Annotated in this window: 14 protein-coding genes; 8 read left to right on the top strand and 6 right to left on the bottom strand. The window is 35.6% G+C overall.

What is annotated here, in order from left to right:
* Nucleotides 1–207 precede the first annotated feature (207 nt).
* Nucleotides 208–693: a hypothetical protein gene (locus tag BW946_RS20270; RefSeq protein WP_076597907.1), complete on the bottom strand. Its 486-nt coding sequence runs from the start codon at nucleotides 691–693 to the stop codon at nucleotides 208–210.
* A gap of 298 nt (nucleotides 694–991) precedes the next feature.
* On the opposite strand from BW946_RS20270, the gene BW946_RS20265 reads away from it, so the two are divergent.
* Nucleotides 992–2,791 carry a hypothetical protein gene (locus tag BW946_RS20265; protein WP_076597906.1) on the top strand — a complete coding sequence of 600 codons (1,800 nt, stop codon included), beginning with the start codon at nucleotides 992–994 and terminating at the stop codon, nucleotides 2,789–2,791.
* Between the two features lie 209 nt (nucleotides 2,792–3,000).
* Complete coding sequence (locus BW946_RS20255) at nucleotides 3,001–3,570, top strand: hypothetical protein (protein ID WP_139326053.1); 570 nt, start codon at nucleotides 3,001–3,003, stop codon at nucleotides 3,568–3,570.
* A 258-nt stretch (nucleotides 3,571–3,828) separates the two neighbouring features.
* On the opposite strand, the gene BW946_RS20250 is transcribed toward BW946_RS20255, so the two are convergent.
* The 3 genes from BW946_RS20250 to BW946_RS20240 form a co-directional block, all read right to left on the bottom strand.
* Nucleotides 3,829–4,428 (bottom strand): outer membrane beta-barrel protein, encoded by a 600-nt coding sequence (locus BW946_RS20250; protein WP_083688939.1) that lies wholly within the window; start codon nucleotides 4,426–4,428, stop codon nucleotides 3,829–3,831.
* Nucleotides 4,429–4,435: 7 nt separating this feature from the next.
* Nucleotides 4,436–5,668: a PKD domain-containing protein gene (locus BW946_RS20245; protein ID WP_083688938.1), complete on the bottom strand. Its 1,233-nt coding sequence runs from the start codon at nucleotides 5,666–5,668 to the stop codon at nucleotides 4,436–4,438.
* 329 nt (nucleotides 5,669–5,997) lie between these two features.
* Nucleotides 5,998–8,997, bottom strand: a complete 3,000-nt coding sequence (locus tag BW946_RS20240; RefSeq protein WP_076597901.1) for a reprolysin-like metallopeptidase — start codon at nucleotides 8,995–8,997, stop codon at nucleotides 5,998–6,000.
* Between the two features lie 196 nt (nucleotides 8,998–9,193).
* Between BW946_RS20240 and BW946_RS20235 the strand changes: the two genes are divergently transcribed.
* Nucleotides 9,194–10,633 (top strand): helix-turn-helix transcriptional regulator, encoded by a 1,440-nt coding sequence (locus BW946_RS20235; protein ID WP_170872116.1) that lies wholly within the window; start codon nucleotides 9,194–9,196, stop codon nucleotides 10,631–10,633.
* Nucleotides 10,634–11,340: 707 nt separating this feature from the next.
* Here BW946_RS20235 and BW946_RS20230 read toward each other — a convergent pair.
* Entirely contained in the window at nucleotides 11,341–11,700 is a 360-nt protein-coding gene (locus BW946_RS20230) for a prevent-host-death protein (RefSeq protein ID WP_076597899.1), read from the bottom strand.
* A gap of 252 nt (nucleotides 11,701–11,952) precedes the next feature.
* On the opposite strand from BW946_RS20230, the gene gndA reads away from it, so the two are divergent.
* The 5 genes from gndA to BW946_RS20205 all read left to right on the top strand — a co-directional run bounded on the left by gndA (nucleotide 11,953) and on the right by BW946_RS20205 (nucleotide 18,307).
* Nucleotides 11,953–13,371, top strand: coding sequence for an NADP-dependent phosphogluconate dehydrogenase (gndA, locus tag BW946_RS20225; RefSeq protein WP_076597898.1), 1,419 nt, complete (start codon nucleotides 11,953–11,955; stop codon nucleotides 13,369–13,371).
* A 12-nt stretch (nucleotides 13,372–13,383) separates the two neighbouring features.
* The gene (gene zwf / locus BW946_RS20220; protein WP_076597897.1) at nucleotides 13,384–14,865 is read left to right on the top strand and encodes a glucose-6-phosphate dehydrogenase; all 1,482 of its coding nucleotides are present in this window, start codon (nucleotides 13,384–13,386) and stop codon (nucleotides 14,863–14,865) included.
* A 28-nt stretch (nucleotides 14,866–14,893) separates the two neighbouring features.
* Entirely contained in the window at nucleotides 14,894–15,604 is a 711-nt protein-coding gene (gene pgl, locus BW946_RS20215; RefSeq protein ID WP_076597896.1) for a 6-phosphogluconolactonase, read from the top strand.
* 707 nt (nucleotides 15,605–16,311) lie between these two features.
* Nucleotides 16,312–16,950, top strand: a complete 639-nt coding sequence (locus tag BW946_RS20210) for a TetR/AcrR family transcriptional regulator (protein ID WP_076597895.1) — start codon at nucleotides 16,312–16,314, stop codon at nucleotides 16,948–16,950.
* 718 nt (nucleotides 16,951–17,668) lie between these two features.
* Nucleotides 17,669–18,307 (top strand): TetR/AcrR family transcriptional regulator, encoded by a 639-nt coding sequence (locus tag BW946_RS20205; protein ID WP_076597894.1) that lies wholly within the window; start codon nucleotides 17,669–17,671, stop codon nucleotides 18,305–18,307.
* Nucleotides 18,308–18,388: 81 nt separating this feature from the next.
* On the opposite strand, the gene BW946_RS20200 is transcribed toward BW946_RS20205, so the two are convergent.
* Nucleotides 18,389–19,915 carry a peroxidase, FMP-type gene (locus BW946_RS20200; RefSeq protein WP_076597893.1) on the bottom strand — a complete coding sequence of 509 codons (1,527 nt, stop codon included), beginning with the start codon at nucleotides 19,913–19,915 and terminating at the stop codon, nucleotides 18,389–18,391.
* Nucleotides 19,916–19,920 lie beyond the last annotated feature (5 nt).

The raw sequence follows: 19,920 nt of genomic DNA, 5'->3' as shown, positions 1-19,920 counted from the left end.
CTCAACCAATTTATGCTTATTTTTGAAGAAAGGCTCAGATTATAAAATCCAAGCCCTGACTTTTTAACTTACACACTTTGTGGGATAGTGTCAAAGTTTTGCATCTTAATATATTAGACTGTTTTCTTGAATAATAACTATTTTGGGCTTGTATTATAGAATAGTAAATTCTTTTTTTGCCGGTCAGCATTAGACTTTATCCTAAACCTATTTCTTAGCCTGTAGAGATAAGTTATCCATATAAACAGCCTGATGAACGCCATTCAGCAAGACTTTCAACCCTAAATGTGAATCTTTTTTCAAAGAAACTGTAAATGTTTTTTTCTCTCCTGTTATTTTGGAAGGTTTAGTGATCGAAATATAGGTTTTTATATCTGAAGGGTTATCTATTGAGAAAAGTTCTAAGGTAGTTTCTCCTCCATTATCAGAAAGGTCAAGAGACAGTGTATAGGTTCCGGCTTTAATTTCCGGGGTTACCAGATACATATTTTCTCTGGGATTGTTCATAGAATAAAATATAATTCTTTTTTCACTGGCATAAAGCATCGCTTTTCCGGATTGAACACTCCAGCATTTATTGATATCTTTCCAGGTATCAAAACTTTCTGCAATAGTGTTTACGGCTTTACACTGCGCATTGGCTGTTAGAAACCCTCCTATAAATGCTATTCCCGTAAGTACAATTTTTTTCATGTATTATTTTTATTTATAATGAGTAAAAATAAGCAAAAAAAGGTTGTTGCGGTTGCTTTTATTTTATGATTTAAGTTAGTTTTGAGAATATGGATCTTTTTCTGGAAATAAAAGTGAAATAAAAAATGATTGTAAATTAGCGGTTATCTGACAGTAAAACATAGGTGTTTTTCTATTTCTGTATGAAAATATTCAATAAAGTAAGTTGTATATAGAAAAAAATCCTAAATGTGGTAGGTGTTTAAGCCCTATTGGCGTATAAATTGATACAACAAACTGAATTGAATTTTGATGGCTAATGACTAGAACGACTGTAACTCTGATTTTCTTTTTAAGTGGTTTTTTCTTTTTAAATGCACAGGAGAAGAAAGATTCACTTTATTATAAAATTGAAGAATTTTCTGATAAAAGAAAAGTTACCAAATTCATTCACCGCTTTATATTTCGTAGAGAACCGGATTCAACTTCTGTTAAGTCCAATACTGAAAAACTTTCGCAAAACACTTATAACAAAAGAATTATCAGAAATGTCAGGATAGAAACCATTGACCCTTTCGGATATGGCTCTAAAGACAGTAAGGAAATAGGCAAATGGTATGACTGGATAAAGGATCACCTTCATTCCAGTACCAGAAGATCTACAGTTAATAATTTTTTGCTTTTTAAAGAAGGAGAAGAGTACAACGCCCAAAAACTTTACGAATCTGAGCGTTTGCTCAGAACAATGCCTTTTATAAACAGAGTTAATATCAGTGTTTCTGATAGTATTTCCGGTAAAGACTCTATAGATGTTGTTGTAAGGGTTCTTGATTCCTGGAGTCTGAAGCCAAGAGTAAGCTATTCAGGAAGCAAGATTGGCCTGGGAGTTACTGAAGAGAATGTACTGGGACTGGGACACACCTTAGACTTTCTTTACAGAAATGACTCCAAAGAGAAGCAGGATTATCTTTTAGGAAGCTATACCACATATAATCTCTTTGGTACCTATATCAACGCCCAGATTCTTGGGGAACGGGATTTTTCGAGAAATGAAAGAATCAATTTCAGCCTCAGAAGAGACTTTTTCTCACCTTTAACGAAATGGGCGGGAGGTTTTACATTCGAATATTTTATGCGTAAAGTTTTGCTTCCGATAGAAACAGATACCACTTTTCCGGAAGTTCAGATTAAAGTGTACAGCGAAGATGTATGGGGTGGGTATCAGATTCCGGTTTCATCTGACCCCAGTGAGAAGGTATCCAGCAATATTGCCATAATAGGAAGATTTCAGAACTATCAGTACAAAGACAGTCCGGGAATTGACAAGTACAAATATTTCAGTTCTTATAACAGTTTTCTGATGTCTGTTGGGTTTATTCAGAGAAACTTTTCAGTTCAGAAGAATATTTTCCAGTATGATTTGCCAGAGGATGTAGCTTATGGTAATTCTGTGAACCTCATTGCCGGAGGCTTATCAAGAAATAAAGAAGTGAATCCGTATGTGGGGATCTCTGCATCTTACGGTCGTTTTACAAAGTTGGGATATTTCACAGTGAAAGCACAGTTTGGAAGGTTTTTTAATGAAGACAGCCGGAACAGGGAATCTTTCCGTTTTGACGGAACTTATTTTACCAACCTGACGGACTGGAAATTTGCCAAAGCAAGACATTTCTTCTCTCCGACATTAGCCTTGGGAAATCCACAGCATAATTACTCTTATAAGGATAGGATCAACCTTTCTTCTGCAGACGAATTTCCTGTTTACAATTCAGATTATATCGGGACAAAAAAAATAGTATTAAGATATCAGCTTCAGTTCTTTATCAATAAAACCTGGAAGAATTTCCATTTCAGTCCTTATTTAACTACCGCAGTGGGCTGGCTGGGAATGCCTGATGATAAATTGCTGAAGACCAAAGTCAATACAAAAATCGGAATAGGTGTGTTAATTAATAATCCATATCTGGTTTTCAACAGGATTCAGATTTCTTTCATGTATTATCCACGCGTTCCTTTTGATAATAATTCTGTTTTTGATTTTAACAGTAACAGAAATAATCTTTTACCTTTGAACAGTTTTGCAACAGATGTTCCTCATTTTGTCAATTTTGGAAATTGATGATAGAAAATCAAACCGGAAACTTAACAACCTGAAAATACATCGCTTTTCAGGTTATAAATTTTAAAATAGGGATAGGATATTACCCAAATGGGTAATTGACAGGTTGTTATATAATTACAATATTTGTTATAAAATAAATTGTAGGCTGTAGAATATATTCAGATGCAATTCAAAACAAATCATTAACAACCTTTAAACTAATCCCGATGAAACCATTGAATTTTATTTTATTATTGACCACATTTTTTATATCTGTCGGCTTTTTTGCACAACAACCTTCTGCCACAACTTCTGTACCTACGATAACTCCTATAACAGATGCCGAAAAGTGGATTGCACTTTCTCCCATTTTGCTCTTTCTTTTAATTACATGTATTGTATTTTTTAAACTGAAAAATAGCAAGGTATCTTTAAAGGATCTTCTTTTGGATAAGGATGCTAATGTTCAGATAGAAGAAGAAAAAACAAAGCAAAAAGAAGCTTTTTTAGCCGCTTCGTTTGGAAGCCAGCAGGCAATGATGGATGCTGTGGCAGCACTTAACAGCACTTCAGATTCCAATACCGAAAAACCTAACACAAGTGTAAGCCGTTTTCTTGCATTTATAAGCGGGTTAGTGTCTGTAGGTCTGGCATGTGTTCTCACCACCTTTGCCATCTGGAACTATTTTGATGTAAATAATTTTCCCAATCTGAATGACCTCGTTGGTGTTTTACTTACACTGGGAATAGGAGTAGTGCCTTATGCATTTAATAAAATTACTACGGCAGCTAAATAGACACACTTTTATATGCAAATTGTTTATTCAAAGAGAATACCCCGAGGCTCTGCCTCGGGGTATTCTCTTTGAATAAAGGTAAGTATTTAAAACTTTTGTGCCTTTTATGATTAAAATAATGATTATAAAAGTTTAAACAACCTCAACGATAAAAGAGCCGGAATCCCTACGGAAACATATTTTGTCGGTATTTAGCATAAATTGTGATGATTGTAAATAGCTGTTTTTAACTTGAAATAAGGAATACAAGGTTAATAATTAAAGCTGATAGCTGATCCCTAAATTAATTATACCTTTATATCCAAATCCTAATTCTGCGAATCCTGCAAGTTTTCCGCCTATTCTTACACCTGCTCCCATTACCTGAAAGTTGAAAGAACTGTTTTTTGAATACATACTTTGAACATCTGACTGATTAGGACTAAGCTTTTCATTTGAAAAAGTATATCCTAAACCAACCCCTGAGTACATTCTGAACTTAGGCTTTGAGATATAAGAATAAGTACTGTTTACGGCCAGTGTGTAAATATCATTCTTCTGGCTGGCAATAATATGGTTTTGATCTTTAACGGAAGCTGTATATCTTTCATACACAAGGTCTGTACCGATAGTCCAGTTATCTTTAATGGCATAATTGTAACCAATAAAAAGAGCTCCGGAATGTTTTTCATCAGTTGCTTTCGGTTCAGCGTAAGAAAATGGTGCAGTTATAATATCTGAAAAGACTTTGCCAATTTCGTTGGAAGACAGCACACCATATCCTATCTTTATCTCTGAAGTGCCTTTTTGCTGGGCATTCAGCATACATGCATTGAAAATTAAGGAGTAAATGAAGATTTTGTTTAATCTGTTTGTCATCACTATATTATTTAATTATTTTAATGATTTTTTGTTGATTGTTTTTGAAAATAATATTCACGATATACATTCCTTTCTGGTAGTGTGAAAAATTTATTTTATGATCAGCAATTTCTGTATCTGAGATGTTGGATACCCTTCTTCCTTCACTATTGTAAATGATTATTTCTTTTATCTTTTCCTTACTTGTGATATAGGCAAAGTCTTTCACAGGATTAGGGTAAAATATAAACTCAGGCTGTATATTAATATCCGAAGTTCCCAGAGAACCAATAGTAATTGCTTTACTGAAAGTTTCTGCACAGGAATTTTTGCTGACAGTAAGTGATACCGTATAATTTCCCGGAGCGGAATAGTGATGAATCGGATTCAATGTCGAATCGGTGGTGCCATCTCCAAAGTTCCATGATACAGAAGTATAATTTGCAGAATGATTGGTAAAACTTACAGTCGTACCATTAATTCCAGCTATAAAATCCGAATGAAGATGAAACGTGTTAATGTTCCATTGCGCCGGATTATTAAAAAAAACAAGATCTGCAATATTCTGAAAATTTTCAGCGGTATTTTGAGGCAGTCCGTTATAAAAAGTGGATGGAAAGACATGATCCTGAAAAATTGCAGAATACATAGAAGCCGCCACAAGATAGCTTCCTTTAGGCCCCGGATGAATATCGTTATAAGATCCGTGAAGAGCCAGATCCTGGGAAGAATTATAGTAATGTTTTGCAGATTCTCCCGCAGGTACCATTTCCACCTGCATCAGATTAGACATCTTTGTAATGGAATCTTTAATTTTCTGCTGAAAAGCAAAATAGGTGTTGTAATCATTGGCAGAGGGTACTCCATAAGGAATTTCATACAGGAATATTTTAGAACAAGGACTGTATTTACGAATAGAATCTCTTATTTTTCGCCCGCGTTCGGCTGTTACGGAAACAGGATAAGAATGACCTGCAGATTCACCAGTTCCGGGCTGCATGATAACATACTTATAATTTTTAGACCTTATTTTCTGATACAGTGAAGGATCATCCACATGATTCACAAATCCGGTTCCTCCGGGAGTATGGGTTGTTACAGACAGATTTTTCCCCTTTGAAGCGGCTATATTTTTGAAAATTTCAGGCATGTCATTAAAATAGGTCACACTGTTTCCGATAAACAGAACCTCATCGGATTGACAAAATGATAAAACTGAAAAGCCAATACATATCAGAAAGAGTAGTTTTTTTATCATATAGATTTTTTTAAATTGTTATCTTAATAAAAGTACCTGCAGAAAACCACTTCTAATGCAGGTACAAAACACAAACGATGATTAAAAAATGTTTTATAAATATAATGTTATATCCCTGTTCAAGTATATTTTTTTAAAAGCACCTGCAGAAAACCCAATCTATACTGCAGGTACAACATTAAAAGGTGTTTAAATGAAAATGTATTTACTTTGCTGGATATTTTGATTTACTATGAGTTATTTATTGGGCTGTATTATTTTAAAAGATGTTGAGAAAAAGTACCTGCAGGTATCACGATTAACCTACAGGTACACGGTACTAATTATTACTATTTCTTAATTAATTTCGTATTGTAAGTAGTCTTGTCATCCTTTACAGTGATCACATACATTCCTTTAATCAATGAAGCTACATTGATTCTCTGGCCATCCAGTTTCCCTTCCTGAACAAGTCTTCCGTCCGCACTGTAGATTTTGTAATCGGCTTTGCCTTTCAGATTCTTCACTTCTACAAATGTATCTGCCGGATTAGGATAGATTTCAAGATCAGAAGATGACTGAACGGATTCCTTAACCCCAAGTGCCGCATTGATTTTTACAGAAAAATCCCATACCGAACCTCTTGAGAAAAGATCACCATTATCATTTAAAGATGGACTTGTACACGCATCAGCTGAAGCATTGAAAAAGCCGCTGGCTACTCTCATTCTTAATGTTTTGTCACCATTATAAGCATTGGCCGGAACTGCAAATGCAAAGCTTCCCTGATGTCTTTTATTGGCGTCCGGAACAGCTCCGTTAATTCCTATTCTTTCCGAAGCCTCAAATACTCCGTTTCTGTTGTAATCAATCCATGCCTGTACCCAATCCTGAAAGTTTCCTCCTGCACGGTTAGCATACACAATATAGTTCATATTATATTGCGCACCCTGAGTAAGCTGAATCAGTTTCGCAGGGTCTTCCGAATAGTCTTTATAAGCGTGCTGAACGGTTGTCCCATTTCCAGCTAAATCCACATTGGCTAAAGTTACTCTCAAAATTCCGCTGAAATACGGACTGTTTGTCGTATTTCCTCCCGTAGTCATCAGACAGTAATCATATCCTGTGCGTAATCCTTTCGTTTTAAAATTATAAACCGGTGAAAATTCTCCCGCAACATTATTAATCACGGACGCAATACGAACTTCATAAGAAGTTTCATCCTCAAGATTATTCAGCAATACAGAATTAATTGGGCTTACAGCATTAGACCAGTTTGCTGTTCCCATTTTTCTGTAATTCACAGAATAGGTTGCTCCCGGTATATGATTCCATGAAACGGTGGCTGAAGTTTTTAATATATCATTTTCAAAAGCAGCAAGCCCCGTTGGAGGATTATTTAATGAAGCAGGAGCACTTCCTACGGTAATTGAAGGTGAGACAGCATAAAATATATTTCCGACAGCTGAAATTCTCAGTTTAATGTTTCCCTGTAATGCAGCAGGCATCTGTATGTCAAAGCTGCCGTCATTAGGTGTTGAGGATGCCAGTTCTGTCCATGCTGATCCATTATTCAGATCAGTTGTATATTCAATCTTTACATTGGCAACATTATAGGGAGCCAGGTTTGTATTGGCAACATCCCAGGAAATAGTATTGGAAGCGTTATTATATAAGATAGTAGCTTCGCTTAATCCTTTGAATTTGAAAGGTCCGTCATTTCCTACAGTTACTGTATTTTCAGCAGAAATAGTTAAAGGCCTGTTCGGATTATTATCACGAACAGATACAGCATAATGTAAGACTCTGGGGATGTATGAAACTGTTTCCCAGGTGTTTTTGTTGGTCAATTTACCGCTCATCACAATAGGAAGACTTGGGAAATATCTTCTTCCGGTAGCCACTGCAGGGAAAGAACGGGTAAGAGAACCTTCAGGATTGAAGCCCCATCCGCTATCTCCGGAGATTGAACTGGTTGAGCCCACGCTGTCATACTGTTCCCAGTTATAGGTAAACTGATCTCCGTTGGCGTCAACTGCATTGGCATCCAGGTAATATGCTGTTCCTTTAGGAATATGATAAGAAATAAGCGGAGTAATGGCAGGAGCATTATTGGCAATATTTTCAGCTACACCACATCCAACTTTACTTTCAAGGTTGGTAAGGATTTGATTGATTGATGAATAATGAAAATACGCATCACTGTTCATCTGAACATTATTGGCAGTAATTCCCGCATACCCCATAATGGTTGTACCTCCTCCAGGTTCTACATTGACATCCGAACCTTCTGTAACTGTAGAAAATGTATGGTTGCCTCCAAGCTGATGTCCCATCTCGTGAGCTACATAATCAATATCAAATGTATCTCCCACAGGATTCTGGTTTTGAGTATACCCGGAACCTTTACCCAATGGCTCTGCAGCCGTAGGATCAGTACAGATACAACCTATACATCCTGCATTTCCATCCCCTCCGGCTGCATTAAAGACATGTCCTATATCATAATTGGCATCACCTACCTGAGCGCTTAAAGTTTGTTGCAGCTCGCCGTTTAAATCATCCGTATAAGGATCATTGGCCGGATTGGCATAGATGATATTGGGGAAATTCTGTATCGTAAGATGAATTGCAAATTCTTTTTCAAAAACACCATTTACACGGGTCATAGTATTATTCATCTGGGCAAGTGCGCCCGCAACACCTCCAAAAAGTGTTGTATACTCGCCGGTTGCAGACAAAGCCAGCCTATAAGTTCTGTACATTGATGCAGCTGGTCTTCCGGTAATATTGATTCCGGCAAGTTTGTTTTTTCCTGAATTCTTTAAAGATTTGATATCCAGTTCTTTTTTGCCTTCCATGTTGCAGCTAAAACCATGTTCAGAATCTGTCCTCTTGGTTTTATAGAACACTCCATAGGTTTTTTTATCCGTTGTGATAGGTTCTATAAACTGAAAAACACCATCCTTGATAATCATAGACTGCATTTCTGTAGGTGATGTACTGAACCTGACATATTTGGACGGATCGTCAATTCCAATCCCTACATAAGATCCTAATCCATATTTTTCTGCCAGAGATTTTTCCATGACAGGATTGCTGTATACAGCAAACTTTTCTATGGTTCCCTCAGCAGTGGGCAGCTGGATTGTAACAGCTTGTGCATTAGCCCCTGTTTCTTCAGCATTTTTTAATAACTGTATTAATGTATTGATATCAGTTTTATAAGCAAATTTGATTGTAACCTCTCTTCTGATGTCAGATGTTTTCTGGGAAGCAGATTCCCATCTTTGGGCATTGGAAAGACAGAAGCCTGATATCAAAAATAATGATAATAGAGTTTTTCTCATTTTAAAAATTAGGTATTTAAATAGTGGTAGTGTGAAGAATGAATATAATATTCGGTTATTCAAAAGTAATTGCTAATTTTGTATTATAAGTAATGTTATATTGTGATTTCTTTATATTGTGTATGTGATACGTATGTATTTTAGCCAATGTGGTGATAGTGTAGTATTAATATTGCATTTTTATATTGATAATATTATGATGAAAAAACTAACTGTTTTATTCTTTTTGATTTCTTCCTTTTTCTATTCACAGCAGACAGAACAAGAAATGAAGAATATTCTTTTTGATATTGAGTTCTCTACTGCCGGGCCAAAAGAAATTGAGAAAATAGACAGTCTTATTAAAGTATGTAAGCAAAATTCTTACAATGATTGTGTGGCATTAGGGTATCTGAAGATCGCCAATATTTATAACCGGAACAGTGATATGAAGAGGTCCTTTTATTACACAGATAAAGTGGAAAAAGAAAACCTCATCAATTCAGATACAGATTTTGAAGTCATATTTTATCTCCATCTTCAAAGATCGTTGCTATACCAGAAATTAGGAGAAAGAGTTACCTCATTGAAACAACTGGATGAAATGTATGATAAAGTGATGCAAACCAATAATGCTTACTTTATTTATCTTATCAACTGGCAGTATGCAGGAATATATAATGAAATTAATAAAAAAGAATTAGCATTAAAACATTATAAAACAGCATACAAATACTCCAAAATTTACAGAGAAAATAAAGGTGAACTTTACAGAATAGATAAGAATAGATTGAGCAACAGCTATAAAACTTCACCTTATCTTGCCGGAATATATCTGGACCTCAATAAAACTGATTCTGCGAAAATATATATTGAGGAAGCCATTCAGAATGAAAAAAAAATAGATGAAATAGGGATACGATACATTACGTCGTATTATGCTGGTAGGTATTTTAAATCCATTAAGCAAATTCCTGAAGCTCAGCATCACTTATGGATCTGTAAAAATATCGCTAATAATTATTATAAAAGCGAAAATTATCAAAAGTCGGTGGCTATGGAGCTAAAGAGCTTGTATGAAAGTACGGGACAAAAAGACAGCATTGCCTATTACTCCAATTGGCTGTTGGAAATAGAGTCTTCAAACAAAAACCAAAACCAGCTATTGAATGACACCGTTGATAAACAAAACGAACTTGAAACCAATAAAATAAAAAAAGAAACAAAAAATCTCTTTTTTATATTATCAGTAAGTGTTGCTGTATGTATTCTTTTCATTTTTCTTTTCCTGTATTACTATAGAAAACATAAGAGCAAGAATCTGGATAAAATTGATATTCCTCATCAGCCATCTGTAGATGAAAGTGCTTTTAAAGAAATTATACAGCTTGCCAAAGAAAATAATCCTGAGTTTTTAACCCGTTTCAATGAATATTATCCACATTTTTCAGAAGAGCTGCTGAAAATTTCTCCTTTAAAAATATCGGAAATAAGGTTCTGTGCATATATCTATCTGAATTTTTCTACCAAAGAGATTGCTGAATATACTTTCACCTCAGTAAGAACGGTGCAGACCAAAAAGTATAATCTAAGGAAAAAAATGAATATTCCCGGCGATATGGATATCTATGTATGGTTTTCTAAATTATTGAAATAAAAAAGAGACTGTTTCGAAAAGAATTAGTCCATGCTTTTAAATTAATCGACCTATCCCTTTTAGTAATACCAGCTTCGACAGGCTCAGCCTGAAAACGCTCAAAAATTTCGGGTGGTATTCGATTTTCCACCCTGAGCCTGTCGAAGGACTCTCAATAAGAAAACCTTTGTTAATGATTAATCTCGACTATTATTTAAAAGGATAAGTCAATAAATTAATTCCCAATTAAAAACCAGTCATTAATTTCTTATATGGAAATATGGATGCATTGTTGTCGTTAGCCTCTTTAAGCTCAATATTGCAGGCAGTTCCAGCGGCTTTATTATAAACTGCAAAATTTACATCAGTGTTTCTTTGAGCAGGAAGTGTTCCCCATAAAAGTACAAGATATATATAATAGCTTTTTCATAATTAAACAGATACTTAAAGGTTGGGTAAATTTCTGTTCAGGTACAATAAAATTTTGCAGTAGCAAATTGTTTGAAAGAATTGGAGTGAAAAATATCATCGAAGCAATATGCTAAGTAATAACGAATAATTTGATTTAAACTATATTTAAAAAAAATCAGCTCGAAACCGCTGAGAATCAAAATGGAATGCTCAGTATAACTTACAGTTTTTAATTAAAAAACCGATGGCTTTCTGTGTATTATTTTCCTGAACATTCTCCCTCTGTAAAATTATAGAAGGAGAATATCCGGTACAGCTTAATTAAGCTGATAATTTGTAATTACTAAACTCAGGATGAAATGAACATAATTCTGTTCAACCTCTTTTCTGTTAATCAGTTTGTTTTTGTATTCATAGGAATTCAGGTCTCGGGATAATTTCTGATACGTTTCAAAATCATCACCCTTTACCTTTACTCTTACATGACCATCTTTTCTGTTGATAATGACATTATCCAAAGTTCTTACCTTGAATAAAACTTCACATAATGTAGGACGAGCCTTCATTGACCCGATATATCTTTCAACTATATTAATCTTGAACGAATCAAATATGATATTATTAAAAACGATTTTAGAATTAGGCTCCTGAGTGTTGAGTTCAAGTTTATAGTTCATTACTTTATAAATTTTGGCAAATATAAGTTTAATTATGCCAAAAAACAGACTGTTTTAATAGATCATTCCCATATTAATGATCGAATTTTATTCTGTAAAGACAAAATCATGTGAAAATGTGAATATTAGGGGCTTATAAATGAGGACGAAACAATTGTGAAGCAAACATTTTATGTCCTTTTATTTTTTTCATTATGGGCATTTGTGTAATTTTATTCACTGTATAATAAAATTCATATTAATACCAATATAATGGAAAGATATAGTTATGGAATGGTTGGCCTTGGAGTAATGGGGCGGAATCTGCTTTATAATATCGCTGATAATGGGTTCTCAATCGCAGGATTTGACCTTGATCAGGAAAAAGTGAAAGAATTAGAAAGCGGAGCTGCTTCAGAAATGAAGGTGAAAGGTACAGTTTCTTTAGAAGATTTTGTATCCGTTCTGGAAGTCCCAAGAAAAATTATTCTTATGGTTCCTGCCGGAAAACCTGTAGATGCTGTGCTGGAAAATATTACCCCACTTTTAAGCGAAGGCGATATCGTGATTGATGCAGGAAACTCTTATTTCGAAGATACCAACAGACGTGTTGCTGATCTGGCATCGAAAAAACTGCATTTTATGGGAATGGGAGTTTCAGGAGGTGAAAAAGGAGCCAGAAAAGGTCCCAGTATAATGCCGGGAGGTGATCCGGAGGCATTCAAACTTCTGAAGCCGATGCTGGAAGCCATTGCAGCCAAAGTAGACAACGAAGCATGTACAGCCTATATGGGAAAAGGATCTGCCGGAAACTATGTGAAAATGGTACACAACGGTATTGAATATGCAATTATGCAGCTGATCAGTGAAGCTTATGATCTTCTTAAAAGAGGAGCGGGTCTCAATAATGAACAGCTCTATCAGGTTTTCAAAGAATGGAATAATGGCGAAATGAACTCATTCCTTATTGAAATTACCAGAGATATTTTTACCCAGAAAGACTCATTAACAGATGGCTACCTTGTAGATCAGATTTTAGATAAAGCAGGAGCAAAAGGAACCGGAAAATGGACATCCGAACAGGCCATGGAAATCGGGGTTTCTATTCCCACTATTGACATTGCAGTAACTTCAAGAATTTTATCTGCCTATAAAAACGAAAGAGTTCAGGCTTCAAAAATATATAGTGAAAGCGAAATTATTAAGCCTGAAAATACAGAATTGTTCATCAAAGAAGTGGGTGATGCTCTTTTCCTTTCTACCTTAATCAGCTATGCACAAGGTCTGTCGTTACTCGTAAAAGCATCTGAAGAATATGGTTTCGAAATTCCTCTGAAAGATGTTGTGAAAATCTGGAGGGGAGGATGTATTATCCGTTCTGTATTGCTGGAAAAATTCTATTCAGCGTATACCCAAAATCCTAACCTTTCTAATATTCTTCTTGATCATGAGATTTCAGAACTGGTAAAATCAAAAATCAAAGCTTTAAGAAAAACAGCAGGATATGCCGTTGCCAACGGAATCTCAAGTTTAGGAATCCAGACGGCTTTGGGGTATTTTGATGCCTATACCACAGAATCTCTTCCCGTGAATCTGATCCAGGCTCAGCGTGATTATTTCGGAGCTCATACGTATCAGCGTATTGACAGAGAGGGAGTTTTCCATACTTCTTGGCAAAGTGCAAACAATTAAAATTCGGAAAAAATGAATCAAAATAGAATCTTGCAGCCAACAACTATCGTTATTTTTGGTGCTACAGGAGATCTGGCAAAAAGAAAACTTTTTCCGGCATTTTATAACTTATATATCGATGGAAGAATGCCCAAAGGCTTTAATATTGTAGCATTGGGAAGGGCAGAAAATACCAACGAAAATTTCAGAAATTATATCAAAGAAAACCTTGAGAGCTTCTCCAGAAAAAAAGTAACTTCCGAAGACTGGGCTGGTTTTCAGGCTCATATTACTTACTTTCAGCATCAGCTGGATGAAGAAAGCTCTTATCACAATTTACAGCAGAAATTACAGGATTTTGATTCCGTATATGGGGTAAGAGCAAACAGGTTGTTTTACTTATCCATCGGGCCTAATTTTATTGCTACCATATCCAATCATATCAAAACGACCTCATTGGCCTCTGATCCTAAGAAAGATCGTATTATTATTGAAAAACCTTTTGGGCATAATAAACAGTCGGCTATTGAATTGAACAGCCTTTTGGCTAAAACTTTTGAAGAAGAACAGATTTATCGTATCGACCACTATCTGGGGAAAGAAACCGTACAGAATATATTAGCATTCAGATTTGGAAATTCTATTTTTGAACCTTTGTGGGATCATAAATACATAGAATCCGTACAGATTACCGTAGCGGAAGAAGTTGGGGTAGAGACGAGAGGAGCTTTTTACGAACAGACCGGAGCATTAAGGGATATGATTCAGAACCACCTGTTGCAGATCCTGTGTATGGTAGCTATGGAACCGCCGGCTTCATTACTGTCCGGCGAAATCAGAGACCGAAAAGTAGACGTTCTGAAATCAATTCGAAGAATATCTTCCGATCAGGTTGAACATTATGCAGTAAGAGGCCAGTATGGAAAAGGAACCATAAACGGAGTGGAAGTGAAAGGCTATCGTCAGGAAGATGGAATTGCTTCGGATTCCAATACAGAAACTTTTGCAGCGATTAAATTTTATCTGGATAACGAAAGATGGCAGGATGTTCCTTTCTATGTCCGTACCGGAAAGAAAATGAAAGAAAAACATTCTTATATTACCATTCAGTTTAAACCGCTTCCTCACTCAACGTTCTCAGACAGTCCGCATCATTTATCGGCTAACAGACTGATTATTAATATTCAGCCCATGATGGATATCAGATTACAGTTCATGACCAAAAAACCGGGACTTACGCTGGATTTGAAGCCTGCGGAAATGATTTTCGATAATTTTGCCTGTAAAGAAGATACTCCGGAAGCTTATGAAACTTTGCTTCAGGATGCTCTTTTAGGAGATCTTACCTTATTTATGCGTTCCGACCAGGTGGAAGAAGCATGGGATGTTGTCACAACCATACAGGAAGCATGGGAAAATGATAAAGATCTTTCTTTCCCCAATTACAAAGCCGGAAGCTGGGGGCCGGAAGACGTTAATGCTTTGGTAGAAAGACAGGGACACAGCTGGGTATAAAAACAATCTAAATTTAAACAAACAGAAAATGAATATTACAGTATTTGACGATCTGGAAAAACTGTACACCAGGGCAGCAGATGCATTTGTTGACCTTTCAAAAAAATCTATTCTGAAAAATGGCCGTTTTGTGGTGGCATTAAGTGGCGGATCTTCTCCCAAAGCCATTTTCAAACTTTTGGCAACACCGGAATATAAAGAACAGATAGAATGGAATAAAGTCTACTTTTTTTGGGTAGATGAAAGGTGGGTTCCTTTAAACGATGATAAAAGCAACTTCCGGATGACGGATGAGGCACTTCTTAATCAGGTTCCGGTAGATCAAAACCATATCTTTCCTATGTATGCTGAAGGCATAACTCCTGAAGATTATGCAAAAGCTTATGAGCAGCAGATCAGAACTATTCTTGGTGATGATGGAGTTTTTGATTTTATCCTGCTGGGAATGGGAGATGATGGCCATACAGCCTCATTATTTCCAGGGGAAGAAGTGCTAAATGAAAAAGAAAAATGGGTATCTGCCTATTATCTTAAGTCTCAGGAAATGTTCAGGATCACATTAACTGCACCAATAATCAATAATGCGGGTAATATTCTGGCTATTGCATTTGGTGAATCCAAAAAACATGCACTGAATGAAGTATTGAATGGTGAATATAATCCTTCATTGTATCCAATGCAGCTTATTGAGAAGAAGGATGGATTTCAGTTTTTTACAGACGAAAAGGCCAGAGGTTAATACATTTCAATCTTTAAAAAATAAGAGACTGTCCCTGGACAGTCTCTCTTCATATCAACTATTCTGATACCGGATTCCCGGTACATACAATTTTCTGTAGATTAAAACGAAGATAAAGCATCCTAAATGAAAACAGCATCATTAGAAAATTCATGACGCTGTTGCATTTAGTGTTTTTACCTTAGTTGTTTTTTGTTCGAAACTTTTAATTTTTCCAACTCAAATAGTGTTTCTATATAAAATGGTTATTAGTTTGGAGCAAATATACAAAATAAGACACTTGGTAGTGTCTAAAGTTGAAAAAAAATAAAACTTTTTTGAAAATATTTTGAAAATTGAATAAAATCCTTTCTAATAGGGCGTTGTAAGAGAATAGCAAAATTCTGAAAATTAGGTTTGGATAAATCTACAGCCAAGAAATAAAGTATTTACTTATATGTAATGGGTAAAAAAACATGCTTTATTAATAAAAGCAGCACCATTATATGATAATGATGCTGCCAGAGTAATGTTTTACCTCAGTAATGGAATATTAGAATATTTATACTGAGGGAACTAACGGTACAATCTGATCTCTCTCAACCTCACAACTCTGATTGTCTGTTTATATAAAATGGTTATTAGTTTCTGCAAATATATAAATTTAGACACTAAAAAGTGTCTAAAATGAAAAAAAAATCATAAACTTGTAAGTTTGAAAGTTTATTATGGAAAGAAAGTCTGTTGCAGGAAGTATCAGGAACAAGGAACGCAGTAAAAAAAAATTTTTGGATGCGGTTGGAAAAATACTGAGAACAAAAGGATATACTGCTTTGAAAGTGAATAGTATTGCTGCTACAGCCGGGGTGGATAAGAAAATGATTTATTCTTATTTTGGAGGGATAGACGGCTTGATTGATGAGTATATCCTTTCACAGGATTTCTGGAGCAAAGTAACCATTCAGGAAACTGAGAAAATAAAACCTAAATTGTATGACAGAGGGAAATCTTTCATAGAAGAAATGCTTTTATCCCAATTTGACTATGTTTATTCAAGCAAAGAAGTGCAAAAGCTAATTCTCTGGCGCTTATCAGAACCCCGTAAATCTTTAAAAAAACTCACCGAAACCCAGGAACAAAACGGAGAATATATTTTCAAGCTTTTGATGGATTCCCATTTTAAAAATAATGCTGAACATGTACGCTCCATTATGGCCATTATGTTTTCGGGGCTTTATTACCTGAATATGTATGCGGCAATGAATGGAAGTATTTTCTGTGGAATAGATGTTGACAGCCCTAAAGGACGGGATAAGATCAGGAAAGCGATTTCTTTCATGTTACATCATACCTATAAAAGCCTGTAAAATTCTTATTTTTGAAAATTGAAACTGTTATAAAAAAACAAAACCATTAGAAATAAAGCTAATGGTCTGTCTATAAGTTGTGTTTCTTCCTTAGTTATTTCGTATTTGAAATTGTCTTAAAGTAAGGGAACCGAATAATACAATTTGGATTGTCTTATTTTTCAACCTAATAGTGTTTTAAAATATGCAGTTGGTTTTAGTTTATACAAATATATAAAATAAGACACTTCAAAGTGTGTAAAATTGTGAAATTTTTCTTGTTCTTGCTTAATATTTTGAAATTCAGCATGTTATTTTTTTGTTTTCTATGTAAAAACTTCTCTTAAATGATACGATAGGCTCAGTTTAGGTTATAAAATACAACAGAAAACATTTCTAAAGTAAAGAGTGTCTTTAATAAAAAAATAGTGATAAAAAATATCTATAGGAAGGTATTTTATTTAATATCAGGCTGGTATTTTATATAAAAAAACAGCATCACTATGGAAAAATGATGCTGCTGGTTGTGTTTTTACCTCAGTCGTTGATGTTCGAAATATTTTAAACTGAGGGAACTAACGATACAGTCTGAATAGTTTTTAATTTTTTAACTTCGATAGTGTTTATATATATAATGGTTTTAGTTTGTACAAATATATACAAACAAATTAAATTAGACACTTGTTGGTGTCTAAAATGATAAAAAAAATTCTTAAACTTGTATATTGAATGTTTAATCATGGAAAGAAAGTCAGCATCAGGTAGTATTAGGAATAAGGAACGCAGCAAAAAGAAGTTTTTGGATGCTGTTGGAAAAATACTGAAAACGAAGGGACATGCGGGGTTGAAGATTAATGATATCGCTGCTACTGCCGGAGTGGATAAAAAAATGATCTATACCTATTTTGGAGGAATGGATGGCCTGATGGACGAATATGTCCGTACACAGGATTTCTGGGTAAAAGTAACCAGCGAGGAAGTGGAAAAAATGAAACCGAATCTTGAAGATGGAGGCAGAGAATTTATTGAGCATATGCTGCTTTCCCAGTTTGATTATGTGTATAACAATAAAGAAGCCCAGAAGCTTTTGTTATGGACCATCTCTGAGCCCAGAAAATCATTGAAGAAACTGATTGATACACAGGAAGAAAACGGAGAATTTATCTTTAAACTGTTGATGGAATCCCGTTTCAAAGATAAATTGGAAACATACCGTGCGATTATGGCGATCATGGTTTCAGGGCTTTATTACCTGAATATGTTTGCTTCTCTAAACGGAAGCATTTTCTGCGGCATCGATACCAACACTCCTGAAGGGCGCGAAAAGATTAAAAAAGCGATATCCTTTATGGTAGATCAGACCTATGATAACCTTTAATCTTTTAATAAAGATAAATTGTAAAGAACATAACAAGGGGCAAATCACTGCCCCTTATTTTTTATTTTATTGATGAGTATTCTATCCTTTATGATAAGGACAGCCTGAAGCTGTAACAGCATTTCCATCCGTAGTAAAGAACTGCTCTTCAATTACCTTTCTCTGCTCTTCAGGAATATCCTGTATCTTACGAAGGGTGTTTACCTGGATGTGAGGCCAGCTTGTAGTACCTCCATCATTTCCGAAATCAAATTCAAAGAATACAATCTGCTCATACTGAAGTTGAAGAATCTCTTTTCCATCTTCAATCACTGTCTCTATCCACATATCCATATCTACCTCAACGGTAGGAACAAAACGGTTGACAAAAGGAACATTCAGAACTCCTCCCTGTGCTCCGGTCTTCATTTTGGAAGACATTCTCACATGAACATAATTACTGACTTTCTGACCTCTTAATGTGTCCCTAAGTCTCAGATCAGGGCGCACAGAGTAAGGATATAAATCATCAGCCAGTATTCTCTGGGTATAAATCTTGTTTGAACCCGGATCATTCTTGTCGTCCAGTGTTTCATGAACCCAATCCGGTGCAGGTTTATCAAGGTCAATGATTTCTTCTGGCGTTACTCCTGCATTTCCCATTGTACGTGAAATTGAAAGATGATTGGTTTCCCATGCTTCTTTACCATAAGGGAACTGAGGAGAACCTTCAATTAAATAGTACGTTGTGTTATCCTTATTTTGAGGAATAATATCTCCAAGCAAAGTAATGGTACTTCCATGAGGAATAACTCCGCTTCGGGAGATAGAGTAGTCCGGAATAAAATAAGGACCATCAAGCCCTGCTCCCGGCTTTATTTCCTGGGCCGGAATAATTTCATAATAAAGCTGTCCCGGTTGCAGCTGGCTTTGAAGAATATATTGGGGGTTGGCATCTTCGTCCGGTGTTATCCTTAGTAAAGGCTCATCCCTGTACTCGCCGGTATATCCATATTTGGCATCTTCTGTTGAAACGGCATGAATACCACGGTCTCTTTCAATAGATTCTTTCGTTGCTGCATGATTATAGACATCACTCAGCCATAGGTACATTCCGTTTTCTTCGTGGATGGGGGTATATTTCAGACCATCCTGTCCTGGTATAGTATTAACACTTTTAATGCTTTGTTCGTATTTAACTGCTCCGCAGAAAAGTTCACTGGCACCTCCACGGTTACGTACTCCTCCCGGAACGATGGAAAATGTCAGTTTCTCAATATATTCTTCACTGTCAAAAGCGAATTTTCCGGGTATTGTTCCTGAATTGGTTCCGGGGGAAGGCATAATGGTGGTATGTATTCCGCTTGCTAATGATGGTTTTGGAATATCTTTATTGTAATTGACATTATAGCTTACCCAGGTACCATCCAGTGCAGCCAGAACTCCATAATTTACATTATTTTCAATGGCCTGCAGATTGTCTTCTCTGAATGGTCTTACCGGATCATCAATAAGAAGTTTTGAATATCCATCCATTATTTCAGCCAGATTAATTTCATTCTGACCAGGCATTTTGCGGAATAACTGTTCGCCTCCCGCTTCGGGACTTTCTTTTTTTCTTTTAAGCATGATAT

The organism is Chryseobacterium sp. RU33C (assembly GCF_900156015.1).
Lineage (GTDB): Bacteria > Bacteroidota > Bacteroidia > Flavobacteriales > Weeksellaceae > Chryseobacterium > Chryseobacterium candidae.
The sequence above is the reverse complement of the archived record's forward strand: the minus strand, read 5'-3'. Positions and strand labels throughout refer to the sequence as shown.